The organism is Litorivivens sp. (assembly GCF_041625495.1).
Lineage (GTDB): Bacteria > Pseudomonadota > Gammaproteobacteria > Pseudomonadales > Spongiibacteraceae > Litorivivens.
Genome location: NZ_JBFJTH010000002.1, coordinates 1 through 17,342 on the forward strand (window position 1 = coordinate 1; position 17,342 = coordinate 17,342).

15 protein-coding genes are annotated in these 17,342 nt (G+C 54.5%); all 15 read left to right on the forward strand.

Going from position 1 to position 17,342, the window contains the following annotated elements:
* Positions 1-31 precede the first annotated feature (31 nt).
* The 15 genes from tsf to dnaE all read left to right on the forward strand — a co-directional run bounded on the left by tsf (position 32) and on the right by dnaE (position 17,276).
* Positions 32-898: a translation elongation factor Ts gene (tsf, locus tag ABYP39_RS00375; RefSeq protein WP_372747456.1), complete on the forward strand. Its 867-nt coding sequence runs from the start codon at positions 32-34 to the stop codon at positions 896-898.
* 79 nt (positions 899-977) lie between these two features.
* Complete coding sequence (pyrH, locus tag ABYP39_RS00380) at positions 978-1,721, forward strand: UMP kinase (protein WP_372747457.1); 744 nt, start codon at positions 978-980, stop codon at positions 1,719-1,721.
* Positions 1,722-2,279 (forward strand): ribosome recycling factor, encoded by a 558-nt coding sequence (frr, locus tag ABYP39_RS00385; RefSeq protein WP_372747458.1) that lies wholly within the window; start codon positions 1,722-1,724, stop codon positions 2,277-2,279.
* Positions 2,280-2,286: 7 nt separating this feature from the next.
* Positions 2,287-3,057 carry a polyprenyl diphosphate synthase gene (gene uppS / locus ABYP39_RS00390; RefSeq protein ID WP_372747459.1) on the forward strand — a complete coding sequence of 257 codons (771 nt, stop codon included), beginning with the start codon at positions 2,287-2,289 and terminating at the stop codon, positions 3,055-3,057.
* A complete protein-coding gene (locus ABYP39_RS00395) occupies positions 3,050-3,886 on the forward strand; it encodes a phosphatidate cytidylyltransferase (protein ID WP_372747460.1) in 837 nt (278 codons plus the stop codon). The genes uppS and ABYP39_RS00395 overlap by 8 nt, the downstream gene beginning before the upstream one ends.
* Positions 3,887-3,909: 23 nt before the next feature.
* On the forward strand, positions 3,910-5,097 hold the full coding sequence (gene ispC / locus ABYP39_RS00400) for a 1-deoxy-D-xylulose-5-phosphate reductoisomerase (protein WP_372780744.1): 1,188 nt from the start codon (positions 3,910-3,912) through the stop codon (positions 5,095-5,097).
* A gap of 53 nt (positions 5,098-5,150) precedes the next feature.
* Positions 5,151-6,509, forward strand: a complete 1,359-nt coding sequence (rseP, locus tag ABYP39_RS00405) for a sigma E protease regulator RseP (RefSeq protein ID WP_372780745.1) — start codon at positions 5,151-5,153, stop codon at positions 6,507-6,509.
* Positions 6,510-6,590: 81 nt separating this feature from the next.
* Positions 6,591-9,173, forward strand: a complete 2,583-nt coding sequence (gene bamA / locus ABYP39_RS00410) for an outer membrane protein assembly factor BamA (protein WP_372780760.1) — start codon at positions 6,591-6,593, stop codon at positions 9,171-9,173.
* A 35-nt stretch (positions 9,174-9,208) separates the two neighbouring features.
* Complete coding sequence (locus ABYP39_RS00415; RefSeq protein ID WP_372750293.1) at positions 9,209-9,721, forward strand: OmpH family outer membrane protein; 513 nt, start codon at positions 9,209-9,211, stop codon at positions 9,719-9,721.
* 3 nt (positions 9,722-9,724) lie between these two features.
* The gene (lpxD, locus tag ABYP39_RS00420) at positions 9,725-10,765 is read left to right on the forward strand and encodes a UDP-3-O-(3-hydroxymyristoyl)glucosamine N-acyltransferase (protein WP_372780746.1); all 1,041 of its coding nucleotides are present in this window, start codon (positions 9,725-9,727) and stop codon (positions 10,763-10,765) included.
* Positions 10,766-10,774: 9 nt separating this feature from the next.
* Entirely contained in the window at positions 10,775-11,212 is a 438-nt protein-coding gene (gene fabZ / locus ABYP39_RS00425) for a 3-hydroxyacyl-ACP dehydratase FabZ (RefSeq protein WP_372748458.1), read from the forward strand.
* Positions 11,209-11,985 (forward strand): acyl-ACP--UDP-N-acetylglucosamine O-acyltransferase, encoded by a 777-nt coding sequence (lpxA, locus tag ABYP39_RS00430; RefSeq protein WP_372780761.1) that lies wholly within the window; start codon positions 11,209-11,211, stop codon positions 11,983-11,985. Before fabZ ends, lpxA begins: the two co-directional genes overlap by 4 nt.
* A 65-nt stretch (positions 11,986-12,050) precedes the next feature.
* Positions 12,051-13,214 (forward strand): lipid-A-disaccharide synthase, encoded by a 1,164-nt coding sequence (lpxB, locus tag ABYP39_RS00435; RefSeq protein ID WP_372780747.1) that lies wholly within the window; start codon positions 12,051-12,053, stop codon positions 13,212-13,214.
* Positions 13,207-13,809 (forward strand): ribonuclease HII, encoded by a 603-nt coding sequence (gene rnhB / locus ABYP39_RS00440; RefSeq protein ID WP_372748454.1) that lies wholly within the window; start codon positions 13,207-13,209, stop codon positions 13,807-13,809. Before lpxB ends, rnhB begins: the two co-directional genes overlap by 8 nt.
* Positions 13,806-17,276: a DNA polymerase III subunit alpha gene (gene dnaE / locus ABYP39_RS00445; RefSeq protein WP_372748455.1), complete on the forward strand. Its 3,471-nt coding sequence runs from the start codon at positions 13,806-13,808 to the stop codon at positions 17,274-17,276. The genes rnhB and dnaE overlap by 4 nt, the downstream gene beginning before the upstream one ends.
* Positions 17,277-17,342 lie beyond the last annotated feature (66 nt).

The following is a 17,342-nucleotide window of genomic DNA, read 5'->3' on the forward strand; positions in this document are numbered from 1 at the left end:
ATGGTCGGGCCAATTTCCGGAGGAATTTCAAATGGCTGCAGTATCTGCAAGCATGGTTAAGGAACTGCGCGAGCGCACAGGGCTCGGCATGATGGAATGTAAAAAGGCACTGGTAGAAGCCGGTGGTGATATCGAACTGGCGATTGAAGAGCTGCGCAAGTCCAGTGGCATGAAAGCCGCCAAAAAAGCAGGTCGTACTGCGGCGGATGGTGTGGTTGCAGCCAAAGTGGCCGAAGACGGTTCTTACGGTGTGCTGGTTGAAGTTAACAGCGAGACCGACTTTGTTGCGCGTGACGACAACTTCATGGGATTTGTGAGCAAGGTTGTTGAGAAAGCCTTTGAAACCAAGCAGGACGACGTTGCTGCCTTGATGGCTGGCGAGCTGGAAACTGCCCGTGAGGCACTGGTTCAGAAAATCGGTGAGAACATCTCTGTTCGTCGCATCAATGTGGTAACAGCTGAAGGTGGTGCGGTAGGCAGCTATGTTCACTCTAACAACCGTATTGGCGTACTGGTTGCGCTGAAAGGCGGTGACGTTGAAGTGGCGCGCGATGTAGCCATGCACGTGGCGGCGGTTAACCCTCAGGTTGCCAAGCCCGACGACATGCCTGCCGATATGATCGAGAAAGAGCGTGAGATCTACACCGCGCAAGCCCAGGAAAGCGGCAAGCCGCCGGAAATCATTGAGAAAATGATCGAAGGCCGTATTCGTAAGTTCCTGGCTGAAAACAGCCTGACTGAGCAAGCCTTTGTAAAAGATCCTGACACAACGGTTGGTAAGCTGCTTAAAGGCGCCGGCGCCGATATTCTCGGTTTTGTCCGCCTGGAAGTAGGTGAGGGTATCGAAAAAGAGGAAGTGGATTTTGCGGCAGAAGTAGCCGCACAGCTAAAAGGCTGATTCCTCTCCCAAAAAATGGGGCCTTCGGGCCCCATTTTCGTATTACAATACGCGCAATTTACAACGGGGCCGGATGGTTATGGGCAGTCAAAACCGCGACAAAAAGTACAAGCGTATATTGTTGAAACTGAGCGGCGAAGCGCTCATGGGCGAGATGGGTTTTGGTATTGACCCCAAAGTTCTGGATCGCATGGCGCTGGAGATTGGCCAGCTGGTCGGTATTGGCGTGCAGGTTGGCCTGGTCGTTGGTGGCGGCAACCTGTTTCGGGGTGCAGCATTGAACGCCGCGGGCCTGGACCGGGTAACTGGGGATCACATGGGCATGCTGGCCACCGTCATGAACGGGCTAGCATTGCGAGACGCGCTGGAGCGCAGCAATATCAAATCCCGTGTCATGTCGGCCATTCCTATGAGTGGTGTGGTAGATCACTATGACCGCCGCAAAGCCATTCGCTCGTTGGAGCGCGGCGAGGTGGTGATTTTTTCAGCCGGTACGGGCAACCCCTTCTTTACGACCGATTCCGCAGCCTGTCTGCGCGGTATTGAGATGGAAGCCAATCTGGTACTGAAGGCAACCAAGGTTGACGGTGTCTACAGTGCTGATCCGATGAAAGACCCCAATGCAGTAAAATACGATCGCCTTAGTTATGACGAGGTGCTCGATAAAAAACTGGAAGTGATGGATCTGACGGCGATCTGTCTGTGCCGCGACCACAGTATGCCACTGCGCGTTTTTGCGATGGAGCAAAAAGGCGCGCTGTTAAGTATTGTAGTGGGCGGAACAGAAGGTACGCTGGTATCTGAATCGTCAGGAGAACAGTAAGTGATTAACGAAATCAAAGAAGACGCCGCTGAGCGCATGAGTAAATCCGTGGACGTACTGGGAACGAATTTCAACAAGATTCGCACCGGGCGCGCTCACCCGAGCATTTTGGACTCCATCAAGGTCTCCTATTATGGGTCTGATGCGCCACTGAGTCAGGTGGCCAACATCAATGTTGAGGACGCGCGTACGCTGTCGGTGATTCCCTGGGAAAAGAACATGGTGCCGGAAATCGAAAAGGCGATCATGAAGTCGGATCTGGGTCTGAATCCCAGCACGGCTGGGGCTAATATTCGCATTCCAATGCCGATGTTGACCGAAGAAACACGCAAGGGCTACATCAAGCAGGCCCGTCAAGAAGCTGAGAATGCGCGTGTCTCGGTGCGTAATATCCGTCGCGATGCGCTGGCTGATCTCAAAGCGTTGCAGAAAGATAAGGACATCAGTGAGGATGAGGAGCGTCGCGCCGCCGATGATGTCCAGAAACTGACCGACAAGTATATCGCTGAAATTGACCGCGAGCTGGCGGAAAAAGAAAAAGACCTGATGGAAATCTGACGGTTTGATGAGTACTGAAACCGTTTCGCAGCCGGTACCCCGTCACGTCGCCATCATTATGGATGGCAACAACCGTTGGGCCAAACGTCGCGGACTTAAAGATTACGCTGGCCACCGTGCCGGCGTAGAGGCCATTCGCGAGGTATTGGCTGCGTTTCAGGACGCCGGGGTTCGCACGGTCTCGCTGTTTGCCTTTAGCAGTGAAAACTGGCGGCGCCCCACGGCCGAAGTGAATGCGCTGATGAAGTTGTTTTCCAACTACCTCGACAGTGAAATTCGCAAGCTCAAAGAGGACGGCGTCAGGCTGCGGTTTATTGGTCGACGCGATCGGTTGTCAAAGTCCTTATTAACAAAAATGGACTATGCCGAGCAGTCGACCCGATTTAACCGGGAAACAAGCCTGAATATTGCGCTCGATTACGGTGGGCAGTGGGATATTACCCAGGCTGCGCGTAATCTGGCTGAAAAGGTCAAGGCTGGTGAGCTGGCACCTGATGAGATCACCGAAGAGCGGCTGGCCGAGCAACTTAGCCTGGCGCACCTGCCTGACCCGGATCTGTGTATCCGTACTGCGGGTGAGCATCGCCTCAGCAATTTCCTGCTGTGGCAGTTGGCCTATGCCGAGTATTACTTTTGTGATGCGCTGTGGCCCGACTTTGACCGCGATCAGGTGGCACTGGCATTACAGAGTTATGCTGACCGTGAACGTCGATTCGGAGGCCGCTTGGACGCGTCCCCGAACGACAACAATAACACCAAAGGTCAAAATCTTGCTTAAACAACGAATTATCACCGCGATTGCGATCGTGGTTCCGCTGGTGCTGTTGCTCGCCGTTTTGGAGCCGATAGCGCTGATGGTGCTGTTCGCAGCGATTGTGCTGGGTGCGGCCTGGGAATGGTCGGACCTCTCGGGTATTGGGTCGCTGGTGTTGCGGGCGCTTTACACGCTGGCGATGGCGGCGGGGATGGGCGTACTGTTTCTCGAATCCAACCTTTCCAGCGTTGTTCCCGACAGCGAAGTGATTCGCGATGTATTGCATATAGCCGGTGTGTGGTGGGCGATTGCCTTGCTGTGGGTGATGGGCTATCCCGGTAGTGCCAGGTTGTGGGGTAACCTCGCGGTGAGAGCGCTGCTGGGCTTTGTTGTATTGCTGCCTACTTGGCTGGCGCTGTGTTATCTGCGTCTGCAGGGTCAGGGTGTTTTGCTGATTATCTATGTGCTGCTGGTGGTGATTGCCGCCGATGTCGGAGCCTATTTCGCCGGGCGTGCCTGGGGTAAATCCAAGCTGGCTGTTAATGTCAGCCCCAATAAATCCTGGGCGGGTTTCTGGGGAGGCTTGGCGGCCAGTCAGGCGCTGGCGCTGGCGGCAGCCATGCTGTGGCCTGGTGGGCTGCCGGTCGCACTCGTTCCGTTCATGGTTTTGTCTGGTATCGCTTCCTTGGCCTCGGTATTGGGCGATTTGCTGGAAAGCATGTTCAAGCGTCACCGGGGAATCAAGGATAGCGGCAATTTGCTGCCGGGACACGGCGGCCTGCTCGACAGGCTCGACAGTCTGACAGCGGCGATTCCAGTGTTTACGCTGGGTATGATGTTGATCGGCTGGTAAGCGGCATAGTGCGGGCGCAGTAAATGGAAAATGTAACGATACTCGGATCCACAGGCTCAATCGGGCTCAGCACACTGGACGTGCTGGCGCGAGAGCCCGGGCGCTTTCAGATCTATGCTCTGACCGCCAATACTGGCGTGGCGGAAATGTTCGCTCAGATTGAAGCGGTTCGGCCGCGCTTTGCGGTGCTCCGCGACGCCGCTGCCGCTAGAGAACTGGCCGACAAGGTAAAGCATGCAGGTTTTGAAGAAACCCGGGTTTTGGCCGGTGAGAGAAGCCTGTGCGATGTGGCTTCAGCCAGTGAAGTGGACGTGGTCATGGCTGCCATTGTCGGCGCCGCAGGGCTCGAGCCAACGCTAGCGGCGGTGAATGCCGGCAAAAAAGTTCTGCTCGCCAATAAAGAGGCCCTGGTGATGGCCGGCCGCCTGTTTATGGAGGCTGTTGAGAAAGCGAACGCCGTTTTGTTGCCAATCGACAGTGAACACAACGCGATCTTCCAGTGTCTGGACGATGGCAGTCGCCGTGATCTGCCCGCACAGGGGGTTAGGCGTATTCTGCTGACGGGTTCTGGTGGGCCGTTCCGGGAGGTGCCCACTGAGGCGCTGGCAGGCGTAACGCCGGATCAGGCCTGCGCCCATCCAAACTGGTCCATGGGACGCAAGATATCGGTCGATTCGGCCACCATGATGAACAAAGGGTTGGAACTGATTGAAGCCTGCTGGTTATTCGATACTCCCCCCGAAAGCATTGATGTGGTGATTCACCCGCAGAGTATCATTCACTCCATGGTTGAATACGTCGACGGTTCGGTACTGGCACAATTGGGTAACCCTGATATGCGCACGCCGATTGCCCACGCGCTGGCCTGGCCCGAGCGTATTCCATCGGGAGTGGGTAGTCTGGATCTGATTACCCAGGGGCGTTTGGATTTTCAGGCACCGGATGAAGACAAGTTTCCCTGCCTACGCCTGGCGCGCGAGGCGGTTACGCGCGGTGGCACCGCTGCGGCTGTGCTTAACGCGGCTAACGAAGTTGCTGTGGCGGCATTTTTGGATGGCAAGCTGGCGTTCACCGCGATACCGGAGATCATAGAACGAGTGATGTCCATCGTGGCGGTGGTTGAACCGATCAGCCTGGACGATGTCAAAGTCGCTGATCAACAGGGGCGTGCCGCTGCTGAGGCAGAATTGCAGGCCCTTCTGCCTTGCTAATGGCGTTAATAGAAGAAATGATCGTGCTGATTCGAACTTGATAGAGAACAACGATGCTTGATGCCTTGCAAACCATACTCGCTTTTGTCGTTACCCTGGGAATTCTGGTGGCGGTGCATGAGTTTGGGCATTTTTGGGTGGCCCGGCGCTGTGGGGTGAAGGTTTTACGTTTTTCCATTGGTTTTGGCAAACCGCTGCTAACCTGGCGTGATCGCCACAATACCGAGTTTTCACTGGCGGGTATCCCTTTGGGCGGCTACGTCAAAATGCTCGACGAGCGTGAGGGTGAGGTAGCACCGGAAGAAGTACATCTGGCATTCAATAGGCAGTCACCGGCTAAGCGCATTGCAATTGCTGCGGCTGGCCCTGTTGCTAACCTGGTATTGGCCGTGCTGGTCTACTGGCTGGTATTTATGGGTGGAACCCGGGGTGTCGCCCCTATTGTTGGTGAGGTTGAGCAGGGGTCTTTGGCGCAGCAGGCCGGACTGGCCGCCGGGCAAGAAATTGTCGCGGTCGATGGTAAGGAAACCCCGACCTGGGAGCAGCTCAATATCCGCCTGCTCGAGCGGGTGGGTGAAACCGGCGAGCTGTCGATAGCGGCCAAATACCCAGAGTCGGATTTGATCTACGAATCCACGATTGTTCTGGATGGTTGGCTCAAGGGCGTGGCGGAGCCGAACCCTGTGGCCGGGCTGGGTATTGAACTGTACCGCCCGAAAGTTGAGCCCGTTATTCAGGAAGTAGTAGCAGACAGTGCCGCCGAGCGCGCCGGAATGCAGGCCGGTGATCGTCTGGTTGCTGCGGACGGCCAGCCAATCGAAGATTGGATGGCTTGGGTCGACTATGTAAAAAGCCGTCCCGGTAAAGCGATTGAACTGGGGTACGAGCGCGAAGGCAATCGTCAAAACACGACGATTACACCCGCCGGACGAGAGCAAAAGGGCGAATTGATTGGCTTTGTCGGGATGGCTGTAGTGCCGCCGCCACCGATCCCGGACAGTTGGTTCCGCGAGTACCATTACGGGCCAGTGGAGGCATTTATTGCTGCCTCACACAAAACGGTGCACATGAGCGTGTTCACGGTGGAATCCATCTATAAGATGATCACCGGGCTGCTCTCACCAAAAAACTTGAGCGGGCCCATAACCATTGCTAAAGTTGCCGGCGCTTCGGCCGAGTACGGCCTGTCGGCCTGGCTGAATTTGCTGGCTTTGCTCAGCATCAGTCTGGCCATTCTGAACCTGCTACCGGTACCGGTGCTCGACGGTGGTCATATTGTATATGGCCTGGTCGAACTGGTTTCTGGTCGTCCGGTCACGGAGAAAGTGCAGATGGTTGCCAACCAGGTGGGCATTGTCCTGGTGGTTTGCCTGATGGTGTTCGCCCTCTATAACGATGTATTGCGCCTGTAAGCTGACCGGCTTTCAGAATAATGAGTAAATAGCTGCCGCAAGGTGCGCGGTGGCCAAGGACTGTTGGTGTTCTCAAAGATTGTGAAGCGATTTCTTGTCGGCTTATTAGTGTCTGTGTCGCTGGGCGCGTTTGCGGCTGAGCGTATTGTGGTTTCTGACATTCGTGTGGAGGGCCTGCAGCGTATCTCTGCCGATACGGTGTTTGCGGCGCTGCCGCTCAATGTGGGCGATCGGGTATCCGAGGATATGCTCGCCCAGGCGGCGCGTTCTCTGTTCCGTACCGGTAACTTCGACGATATAAAGATCGGCCGCGACGGCGACGTGCTGGTTATTATCGTGGCTGAACGGCCTTCGATCAGTGAGATCACCATTGACGGTAACAAGGCGATTAAGTCCGAGGCGCTGCTTGATGGTTTGAAAAACGCAGGGCTTTCTGAGGGGCAGGTATTCAAGCGATCTACCCTGGAAGGGATGCGCATGGAGCTCACCCGTCAGTATGTGTCGCAGGGGCGTTATGATGCGAGCATTGAAACCGATGTTATTGCCCAGCCTCGCAACCGGGTAGCGGTGAGCATTCACGTTAATGAAGGCAGCACCGCTGCCATCAAGCATATCAATATTGTCGGTAATCATGCCTTCTCAGACGATGAGCTGCTGGACGAGTTTGAGCTCAAGCCTTCAGGCATGTTCAGCTGGATTACCAGCAGTGACAAATACGCCAGGGAAAAGCTCAAGGGTGATCTGGAGAAGCTCAGTTCCTGGTATTTGGATCGCGGCTATATCAAATTCAATATCGATTCTACCCAAGTGGCCATCAGTCCTGATAAAGAATCGGTATACATTACCGCCAATATTTCTGAAGGTGATGTCTACAATGTGGGCAAGGTTGAACTGTCTGGCGATGTGGTACTGCCGGAAGACCAGCTGACCCCCTATTTGCTTCCTAAACCAGAAGAAACTTTCTCCCAGGTGAAGGTCACCAATACCGAAGAGCTGCTTACCAAGCGCTTGGGTAACGACGGTTATAACTTTGCCCGGGTGTCGGCTATTCCCGAAATCAACGACGACGAAAAGCTGGTCGATCTGAAGTTCTTCATTGATCCGGGCAAGCGAACCTACGTGCGACGTATCGATTTCTCCGGCAACCACCGCACCTCTGATGAAGTGCTGCGTCGGGAAATGCGGCAAATGGAATCGGCGCCGGCGTCGCAATCCAATATTGAATTGTCACGTATTCGTCTGGAACGCCTCGGTTTCTTCAAGGAAGCAAAGGTCGAAACCCGGGAGGTGCCGGGTACCGACGATATGATCGACCTTGAATACGTGGTTGAAGAACAGAGCTCGGGCTCACTGGCTGCCAGTGTGGGTTTCTCTCAGGACAGCGGCCTGATCCTCGGTGCCAATATCCAGCAGAACAACTTTTTTGGTACCGGTAAGCAGGTGGGTATCGGCCTGTCCCGGTCAAACTTCCTGACCAATGTCAGCTTTAACTATATGGAGCCTTACTACACCGAAGATGGTGTCAGTCGTGGTTTCAGCGTGTATTACCGCAAGGCAGATCTCGATGAGGTCAATATCGCCAGCTACACCACGAATACCGCCGGTGCGGCGCTGAACTTCAGCTATCCGCTGTCTGAAATACAGCGTCTGGGCTTCAGTCTTGGCTTTGCCAATACCGAAATTGAAGCTGGTATTGGTGCGGTTCAGGAGATCAAGTCGAGCCCGCGCTTCTTTGATTTTGTAAATCAGTACTTTGTGTCTGAGTTCGATTCTGCGACCGGCAAATACAACGATGCTGATAACGATGGCAAAGAAGCCCTATTGCCAATTTCCGCGCTGTCGCCCAGTGCAACGCCAAGCAGCGAGCCAGGATTCCTCGATCTCTACGGTGACGAGTTCGACAATTACACCATTTCAACCAACTGGCGGCGATCTACCCTCAACCGCGGTTTGTTGGCGACTCGCGGCACCTCTCAGACCCTGTCACTGGAAGTGGCGTTGCCGGGTTCTGACACCGAATATTACAAGTTGATGTATAACGGCCAGTTGCTGGTTCCCCTGGTCAACGACTTTGTGCTGCGCTTTAAAACTGAGCTAGGCTATGGCGACGGCTACGGTGATCTTGATGAGCTGCCGTTTTTCGAGAATTTTTACGCCGGTGGGTTTGGGTCTATTCGTGGCTACAAGAGCAATACGCTGGGGCCGCACAGTACACCGGCCCAGATTTACCGCATCTCGCAGGCCGCGACCGGTTACGATGCTAACAATCAGGCAACGGGTTTGTCTGGCGCAGCGTACGTGGTTGACCCGTCGACCGGGCAACTTGTGTCTACATCCTTCGAAAACGATACAGACCCCTTCGGTGGCAATGTATTGATTGAAACCAGCATCGAACTGCTGGTGCCGCTGCCTTTCGTCAAAGATCAGCGCTCGGTGCGCTCGGGCTTTTTCTTTGACGCAGGCAATGTGTTCAGCTCCAATTGTCGCAGCAGTCAGCTCAATTGCTCAGGTGTCGACCTGTCCAAGCTGCGCTATTCCGCGGGTTTCGGCCTGACCTGGATCACCGGCATGGGACCGTTGACCTTCAGTCTGGCGCGCGCGCTTAACGACGAAGCTATTGATGAGACCGAAGTGTTCCAGTTCTCACTGGGACGTACCTTCTAACTTGAACGTAACGAAATAACATTGGGAGAAGTATTGTGTTGAAACTGAAAACTGTCGCCTTTTCGCTGTTGCTGGCGATTGCAGCCAGCGCTTCAATGGCTGCGGAAAAAATTGTCGTGCTGGACGTGCAGGCGGCAATACTTAATAGTGACAAAGCGCAGGAACGCCTGAAAGCCATGCGCGAGCAAAAGGAATTCAAGGCCAACCTCAAAGAAGTTGAAAAACTGCAGGAAGAGCACAACGAGCTGGTCGCCAAGCTGAAGAAAGACAGCGCGGTGATGAGTCAGGAGCAGTTGCAGGCGCAAACCCAGAAAATCAGCGAAAAGCGTTCTGACATCGAGCACGTTTATCGCAAATTGAAGGCCGCCGAGCAAAAACTTGTGCAAGAAGTGGTTCAGGATTTAGGGCCCAAGTTGCAGGAAGTGGTCAACAAAATGATCAAGGATGATGATATCGGTATGATCATCGATGCTAAGGCAACGCTGCACGTGACCAACGCCTACAATATTACGGCCAAAGTGACCGATAAAATCAATCAGGCCAAGTAAATCATGAGCCAGTCCTCGACCTATACCCTGGGTGAAATAGCAGAAAGTCTGCAGCTCGAGTGTGTCGGGGACCCTTCCCTCAGGATTAATGGCCTTGGTACTCTGGCGAGTGCGGGTTCACATCAGTTAACTTTCCTCGCCAACCCCAAATACCAAAAGCAGCTCGCCGACACGAAAGCTGGCGCGGTGATTTTGCACCGCGATCTGGCTGCTGGTACCGACCTTCCAAAACTGCTGTCTGATAATCCCTATCTCTCGTTTGCCCGAGCCACAGCACTGTTTGACGACACGCCTTCGCCGCAGGGTATACACCCTTCGGCTGTGGTCGCTGCTACAGCACAATTAGGCAAAGGGGTAAGCATTGGCGCCAATGTTGTTGTGGGTGAACACTGCCGTATCGGTGCCGGTTCTGCGTTACATCCCGGGGTGGTGCTGTCGGACAACGTGCAGATAGGCGAAGGCTGTGTGCTGTTTCCCGGCGTTACGGTTTATCACCGGGTCAAGATTGGCAATGATGTGCGCGTACACTCCGGCGTTGTTATTGGCGCCGATGGCTTTGGCTTTGCGCCAAGCGGCGGTGCGTGGAATAAAATTTATCAGCTTGGCGGTGTGCAAATAGGTGACCGGGTAGAAATTGGCGCCGGCACCACCATCGATCGCGGTGCGTTGGATGATACGATTATTGGTAACGACGTAATTTTCGATAGCCAGGTACTCATAGCGCACAATGTGGTGATTGGTGATGGGTCGGCTTTTGCGGGAAGATCTGCTGTGGCCGGTAGTACAGTTATTGGCAAGCAGTGCACCGTGGGTGGCGGTGCCGGCATTGTAGGCCATTTAACGATTGCAGATCGGGTGCATGTTACCGCTTGTACCTTGGTGACTAAATCGATTACTGAGCCAGGCGCTTCTTTCTCGTCTGGGACGCCGATGATGCCAACTAGCGATTGGCGCAAAAGTGCGGTGCGTTTTTCGCAGCTTGATAGCCTCTCTAAGCGTTTGGGCGAAATAGAAAAGCTTTTAAACAAAAACTCTGGGAACTAAAGTTTCATGTTGATGGATGTTAACGAAATCCGGGAGTACCTCCCGCACCGCTATCCCTTTTTGTTAGTGGATCGCGTAACCGAGCTTGAGCTAGGGAAAAGCATCACAGCGATCAAAAATATCACTATTAATGAGCCGATTTTTACCGGTCATTTTCCTGAGATTCCCATCTTCCCCGGGGTATTGATTATTGAAGCCATGGCCCAGGCGGCCGGTATTCTGGGTTTCAAAACCATGGACAAAAAGCCGTCGGACGGGTCGATCTACATGTTTGCCGGCGTTGATAATGTGCGTTTTAAACGGCAGGTGGTTCCCGGTGATCAGCTGGAAATGAAAGTGCAGTACGTTTCTGACAAACGTGGCATCTGGAAGTTTGAGTGCCAGGCCTATGTGGAAGGTAAACTCGCCTGTTCGGCCACTATCCTCTGCGCAGACCGGGCTCGCTGATTATGATAGACCCTCGCGCCATTATTGATCCCTCAGCAAAAATTGGTGAGAACGTCGAGATTGGCCCATGGACAATCATTGGGCCAGACGTGGAAATCGGTGATGACTGTGTGATCGCCTCCCACGTGGTACTTAAGGGGCCCACCAAAATGGGCCGAAATAACCGTATCTATCAATTTTCGTCCGTTGGTGAAGATACCCCTGATCTCAAATATCAAGGCGAGCGCACCTCTCTGACTATTGGTGACAACAATGTCATTCGTGAGGGGGTGACTATTCATCGCGGAACCGTGCAGGATCGCGCTGAAACGGTCATTGGCAATCACAACCTGCTGATGGCCTATGCCCATGTGGGGCATGATTCAGTGTTGGGTGATCATTGCATCATGGTGAATAATGCTGCGCTTGCGGGCCACGTGGTGCTGGGTGATTGGGCAATCCTGGGCGGCTATGCGCTGGTTCATCAGTACTGCAAGCTGGGCGCCCACAGTTTTCTTGGCATGGGTGCTGCGGTGGGTAAAGACGTGCCGGCCTATGTAACCGTTACCGGTAACCCGGCAGAAGCCAAAGGCGTAAATGTAGAAGGCCTCAAGCGAAGAGGCTTTTCAAGTGACGCCATCAGCGATATTCGCCGTGCCTACAAAGTTATATACCGCCAGGGGCTGACGACCGAAGAGGCGCTAGCCAGGCTCGACGAGCTGGCCGAGAAAACCCCTGAGATTACGCTGCTATCCGATTCGATTCGACAATCATCGCGGGGCATAGTCCGCTAGCGTTACGTCGCGACTTTGCTTAGCAGTCGAGTCTGTTTACCACAACAATAATGTTGCCGGAGCCCATGGCGAAACGAAGACTACACATTGGTATTGTCGTCGGGGAGGCCTCCGGCGATATTCTTGGTGCAGGATTAATTAAGGCCCTGCAGCTGCGCGCCGCTCAGATTGGTATCGAACTTCATATTGATGGGGTTGGTGGGCCGCGCATGATCGCTGCCGGTTTTAACTCGCTGTATCCCATGGATCGCTTATCGGTCATGGGTTTCACCGAGCCTCTCAAACGCTTGCCTGAACTGCTGGGCATGCGTAAACATCTGAAGCAGCACTTCCGCGAAACTCGGCCCGATGTATTTATCGGGATCGATTCACCTGATTTTACGCTCAATATTGAAGCTGACCTGAAAAGCGTTGGCATCAAAACGGTTCACTACGTCAGTCCGTCGGTCTGGGCCTGGCGTCAGGGTAGAATCAAGACGATCGCGCGCGCGGTCGATTTGATGCTGACGCTACTACCCTTTGAAGCCGCGTTTTATGAAGCGCACAGTGTGCCTGTGCGTTTTGTCGGGCATCCGTTAGCGGATGAATTTCCTCTCGACGATCAGCGAGACACGGCGCGAAAAACTCTGGGACTGGGCGACACCGATCGTGTATTGGCTGTGCTGCCCGGCAGTCGCGCTGGAGAAGTTGGGCAGCTTGCCCCTGCCTTTCTCGATACAGTGGACTGGCTTATGCAGCAACGCCCTGGGCTGAAGGTTTTGGTGCCGGCGGCCAGTGCTGAGCGGCGCCGGCAAATTGAAACGCTGCTGATCGACCGGGCGACGACCGTGCAATTACTTGATGGTCAATCGCGCGAGGCGATGGCGGCCGCTGATGCCGTGCTTATGGCGTCTGGAACGACTACGCTGGAAGCTATGTTGCTTAAACGGCCAATGGTCGTGGCCTATAAGATGGGTGGCTTTAGTTATGCCATTCTTTCACGCTTGGTAAAAACCCCTTATATCTCCCTGCCGAACCTGCTGGCGACAGAGAGTCTGGTGCCGGAAATCATTCAGAATGATGTACGGCCTGAGGTGCTGGGGCCGCTACTACTGGAGCGGCTAGATGGAAGCGATGCTGTTGATGCACTGAAGGTTCGCTTTACCCAACTGCATCGAGAGATTGCCCTGAATGCCAGTGACAGTGCCGCCGAGGCGATTTGGCAACTGATGGAGGCAGAACATGGCTGATCTGTTTGATAGTTTCGAGTTTCCGCCGCTGACCGCGGGTGTGGATGAGGTTGGGCGTGGGCCATTGGCCGGTGATGTCGTCACTGCCGCAGTTATCCTTGATCCGAATAATCCCATTGTGGGTTTGAATGACTCCAAAAAGCTGACCGAGAAAAAGCGGCTGGCGTTGTTTGACGAAATTCGGGAAAAGGCCTTGAGCTTTAGCATTGCCCGGGCGTCGATCGACGAAATCGACAGCCTCAATATTTTACAGGCGAGCCTGCTGGCGATGAAGCGCGCAGTCGAGGCGCTGCCGGTGCAGCCGCAGTATGTGTTAGTGGACGGCAATCGCCTGCCCAAGTGGAGCTACCCGGCACAGGCGGTCGTAAAGGGCGATAGCCTGCATGCCTGTATTGGTGCAGCGTCGATACTGGCGAAAGTAACCCGCGACGCTGAAATGGATGCTTTGGCTGAGCAATACCCTCATTATGGTTTCGCCAGCCATAAGGGGTATCCTACCAAAGTGCATCTGGATGCTCTGCGTGAACATGGGGTGACGCCGTTTCACCGTCGCTCTTACGCGCCGGTACGCAAAATTGTCGAGGAGCTTTCATGACCGGTTTTGTCCATCTTCGAGTGCATTCCGAATATTCCCTGTCGGACGGCATCGTGCGGATCAAGCCGCTGATCAAAGCTGTCGGCGAGCAGGGTATGCCTGCGGTAGCGCTAACTGATCGCTGTAACTTCTATGCGCTGATCAAATTTCACAAGGCCTGCTACAACGCGGGTATCAAACCAATCTACGGCAGTGACTTTTACCTGCGCGATGAGCATGACCCGGAGCATTTCAGCCAGATTGTGCTGTTGGCTCGCAACAATACGGGATATGCCAATCTACGCGTGTTGATCTCCCGCGCCTATCAGGAAGGCCAACAGCAGGGTAAACCCTATATACAGCGGCAGTGGTTGAGAGAGCTGGGCGAAGGTCTGATTGTGCTGTCCGGTGGCCGCGAAGGGGATGTGGGTCAATACCTCCTGTCGGGCAAGCGTGAGCTTGCGGCTGATTGCTTGCGAGGTTGGCAGCAGGACTTCCCGGGTAGTTATTACCTGGAACTGCAGCGCACTCACCGGGAATATGAAGAAGACTACCTGCACGCGGCAGTAGAGCTCGCAGCGGAACTGGACTGCCCAGTAGTCGCGACCAACGATGTGCAGTTTCTCAAAGCCGAAGAGTACGAAGCGCATGAGACCCGCGTGTGTATCGCTGACGGCAGAACCCTGGATGACCCGCGTCGTGCGCGTCGCTACAGTCAGGACCAATACCTGCGTTCGCCCGAAGAAATGGCTGAGCTGTTTTCCGACATTCCAGAAGCTCTGGAAAACACAGTTGAAATTGCGAAACGCTGCAATGTAGAAATCGAGCTGGGCACCTACTACTTGCCTGAGTACCCGATTCCTGAGGGCATGACGCAGGATGAGTTTTTCCGTCAGCTTTCGCACAAGGGGTTGGATGAACGGCTGGAGTTTTTGTTTGACACCAGCGCCCCGGATTTTCCGGAAAAGCAGAAGGAATATCGCGACCGGCTCGATTTTGAACTCAATATTATTCTGCAGATGGGGTTTCCCGGTTACTTCCTGATCGTGATGGACTTTATCCAATGGGCCAAGGATCACGGTATTCCGGTAGGTCCCGGACGGGGGTCGGGTGCCGGCTCTCTAGTCGCCTATGCGCTGAAGATCACAGACCTTGATCCTATCGAATACGATTTGCTGTTTGAGCGCTTCCTCAATCCAGAGCGGGTGTCCATGCCCGACTTTGACGTTGACTTCTGTATGGAGGGTCGCGACCGGGTGATCTCCTACGTGGCCGATCACTATGGCCGCGAGGCGGTGAGCCAGATCATTACTTTCGGCACCATGGCCGCCAAGGCGGTGGTGCGCGATGTCGCGCGGGTTCAGGGTAAGCCTTATATGGTGGGCGATAAACTGTCCAAATTGATTCCCTTTGAAGTGGGCATGACCCTGGAAAAAGCCTACGAACAGGAGGAGGCGCTGCGCCAGTATCTGGCTGAAGACGAAGCCGGTCAGGAAATCTGGGATATGGCCCTCAAGCTCGAGGGTATTACCCGCGGGGTAGGTAAGCACGCCGGGGGGGTGGTGATAGCGCCCTCGCGCCTGACGGACTTCTCGCCGTTGTATTGCGATGAAACCGGCAGCGGCCTAGTCACCCAGTACGACAAGAACGATGTGGAAGAGGCGGGGCTGGTCAAGTTCGACTTTCTTGGCTTGCGCACCCTGACCATCATCGATTGGGCGCTGGAAATCATCAACGGCAAGCGCGAGAAAGCGGGCGAGGAAGCGCTGGATATCATGGCGATCCCGCTGGACGATGCCGACAGCTTTACGCTGTTGAAGCGCGCCGAGACCACAGCGGTTTTCCAGCTCGAATCGCGCGGCATGAAAGACCTGATCAAACGCCTGCTACCCGACCGCTTTGAAGATATCGTGGCACTGGTGGCTCTGTTCCGGCCGGGGCCGTTGCAGTCCGGTATGGTTGACGACTTTATCAACCGAAAACACGGGCGGGAAGAACCGTCTTATCCCCATCCCCAGTATCAGCATGAATGCCTGAAACCGATACTGGAGCCAACCTACGGCATTATTCTGTATCAGGAACAGGTGATGCAGATTGCCCAGGAAATGGGCGGCTACTCCCTTGGTGGCGCTGATCTGTTGCGTCGAGCGATGGGTAAGAAAAAACCGGAAGAGATGGCGAAACAGCGGGAGTTGTTTCTCGCCGGTGCAGTGGAGAAGGGTTTCGATAAGGACCTGGCCTCCAATATCTTTGATTTGATGGAAAAATTCGCCGGCTACGGTTTTAACAAATCTCACTCGGCCGCCTACGCTCTGGTGTCGTATCAGACCGCTTGGCTCAAGGCGCATTACCCCGCTGAATTCATGGCTGCGGTCATGAGTTCGGAATTGGACAATACCGACAAGATCGTAACCTTTATCGAAGAATGTCGGGCGATGAAGTTGCCGCTGAAGTTGCCCGATGTGAATCAGGGTGAGTACAAGTTTACGGTTAACGATGCCGGAGAAATCATCTACGGCCTGGGCGCAATTAAAGGGCTGGGTGAAGGGCCGGTGGAAAATTTGATTGCCGCGCGTAAAGCCGGCGGTACTTTCAAAAACCTGTTTGATTTTTGTACCCGAACTGACCCGCGCAAGGTTAACAAGCGCGCACTGGAGGCGTTGATTCGCGCAGGAGCCTTCGACTCTCTGGGTGAAGACCGCGCCGTGCTGATGGCGAGCCTTCCGGAAGCGGTGAAAGGTGCCGAGCAGACCGCCAAAAACGAAGAAGCCGGTATGCTCGATATGTTTGGTGAAACGCTAGCTGCTGACGAGCGCGACGTGTACGAAGATTTTCGCAATGTGCGCCGCTGGAATACCCGCGAGCGCCTGCAGGGCGAGAAGGATACTCTGGGCCTGTATGTTACCGGTCACCCGATAGATGATTACGAAGCAGAGATTCGTCAATTTGTTCCCAAGCGCATTGTCGATCTGAAGCCGGACAATCAGAACTGCAAGGTGGCTGGGCTGGTCGTGGGTATGCGGGTGATAAAGACCCGCCGTGGCGACATGGCAGTGGTTACCCTCGACGACCGCAGTGCCCGGATCGATGCGGCCCTTTACTCCGAGGCCTTCCAGCAATGCAAGGAGAAACTCGGTAAGGATCAGATCCTGGTGGTGGAAGGCAAGGTGTCACCGGATGACTTCACCGGTGGTCTGAAAATGTCGGTCGACAGCCTGCTGACGCTGGCCGAGGCACGCGAAGCTCGGGCACGTCGCCTGCGCTTGCAATTGAATGCCGAGCAAATGGGGCAATTTATCCAGCGGATTAAGTCCCACCTGCATCACGCTAAAGGTGGCTCCTGCCCGGTGGTCATCGCCTACCAGCGCGAAGAATGCAGCGCAGATATTCGCTTGGGGGAAGAGTGGCAGGTGCGTCCAAGTGACGAACTGATTCATCGTTTACGTGACGACTGCGGCATTAATAACGTGGTCATCGATTACGATTAACGTATAATGCTGTGCTCTTACGCATTGTTTTTTAAGCAAAAAAAAGTGTTCAGTGTTAACTCAGTA

Bases quoted from the DNA above. Each gene is read 5' to 3' on its own strand.
- lpxD (WP_372780746.1), top strand. From the start codon at position 9,725: ATGAGCCAGTCCTCGACCTATACCCTGGGTGAAATAGCAGAAAGTCTG.
- tsf (WP_372747456.1), top strand. From the start codon at position 32: ATGGCTGCAGTATCTGCAAGCATGGTTAAGGAACTGCGCGAGCGCACA.
- uppS (WP_372747459.1), top strand. From the start codon at position 2,287: ATGAGTACTGAAACCGTTTCGCAGCCGGTACCCCGTCACGTCGCCATC.
- ispC (WP_372780744.1), top strand. From the start codon at position 3,910: ATGGAAAATGTAACGATACTCGGATCCACAGGCTCAATCGGGCTCAGC.
- dnaE (WP_372748455.1), top strand. From the start codon at position 13,806: ATGACCGGTTTTGTCCATCTTCGAGTGCATTCCGAATATTCCCTGTCG.
- lpxB (WP_372780747.1), top strand. From the start codon at position 12,051: ATGGCGAAACGAAGACTACACATTGGTATTGTCGTCGGGGAGGCCTCC.
- rnhB (WP_372748454.1), top strand. From the start codon at position 13,207: ATGGCTGATCTGTTTGATAGTTTCGAGTTTCCGCCGCTGACCGCGGGT.
- pyrH (WP_372747457.1), top strand. From the start codon at position 978: ATGGGCAGTCAAAACCGCGACAAAAAGTACAAGCGTATATTGTTGAAA.
- rseP (WP_372780745.1), top strand. From the start codon at position 5,151: ATGCTTGATGCCTTGCAAACCATACTCGCTTTTGTCGTTACCCTGGGA.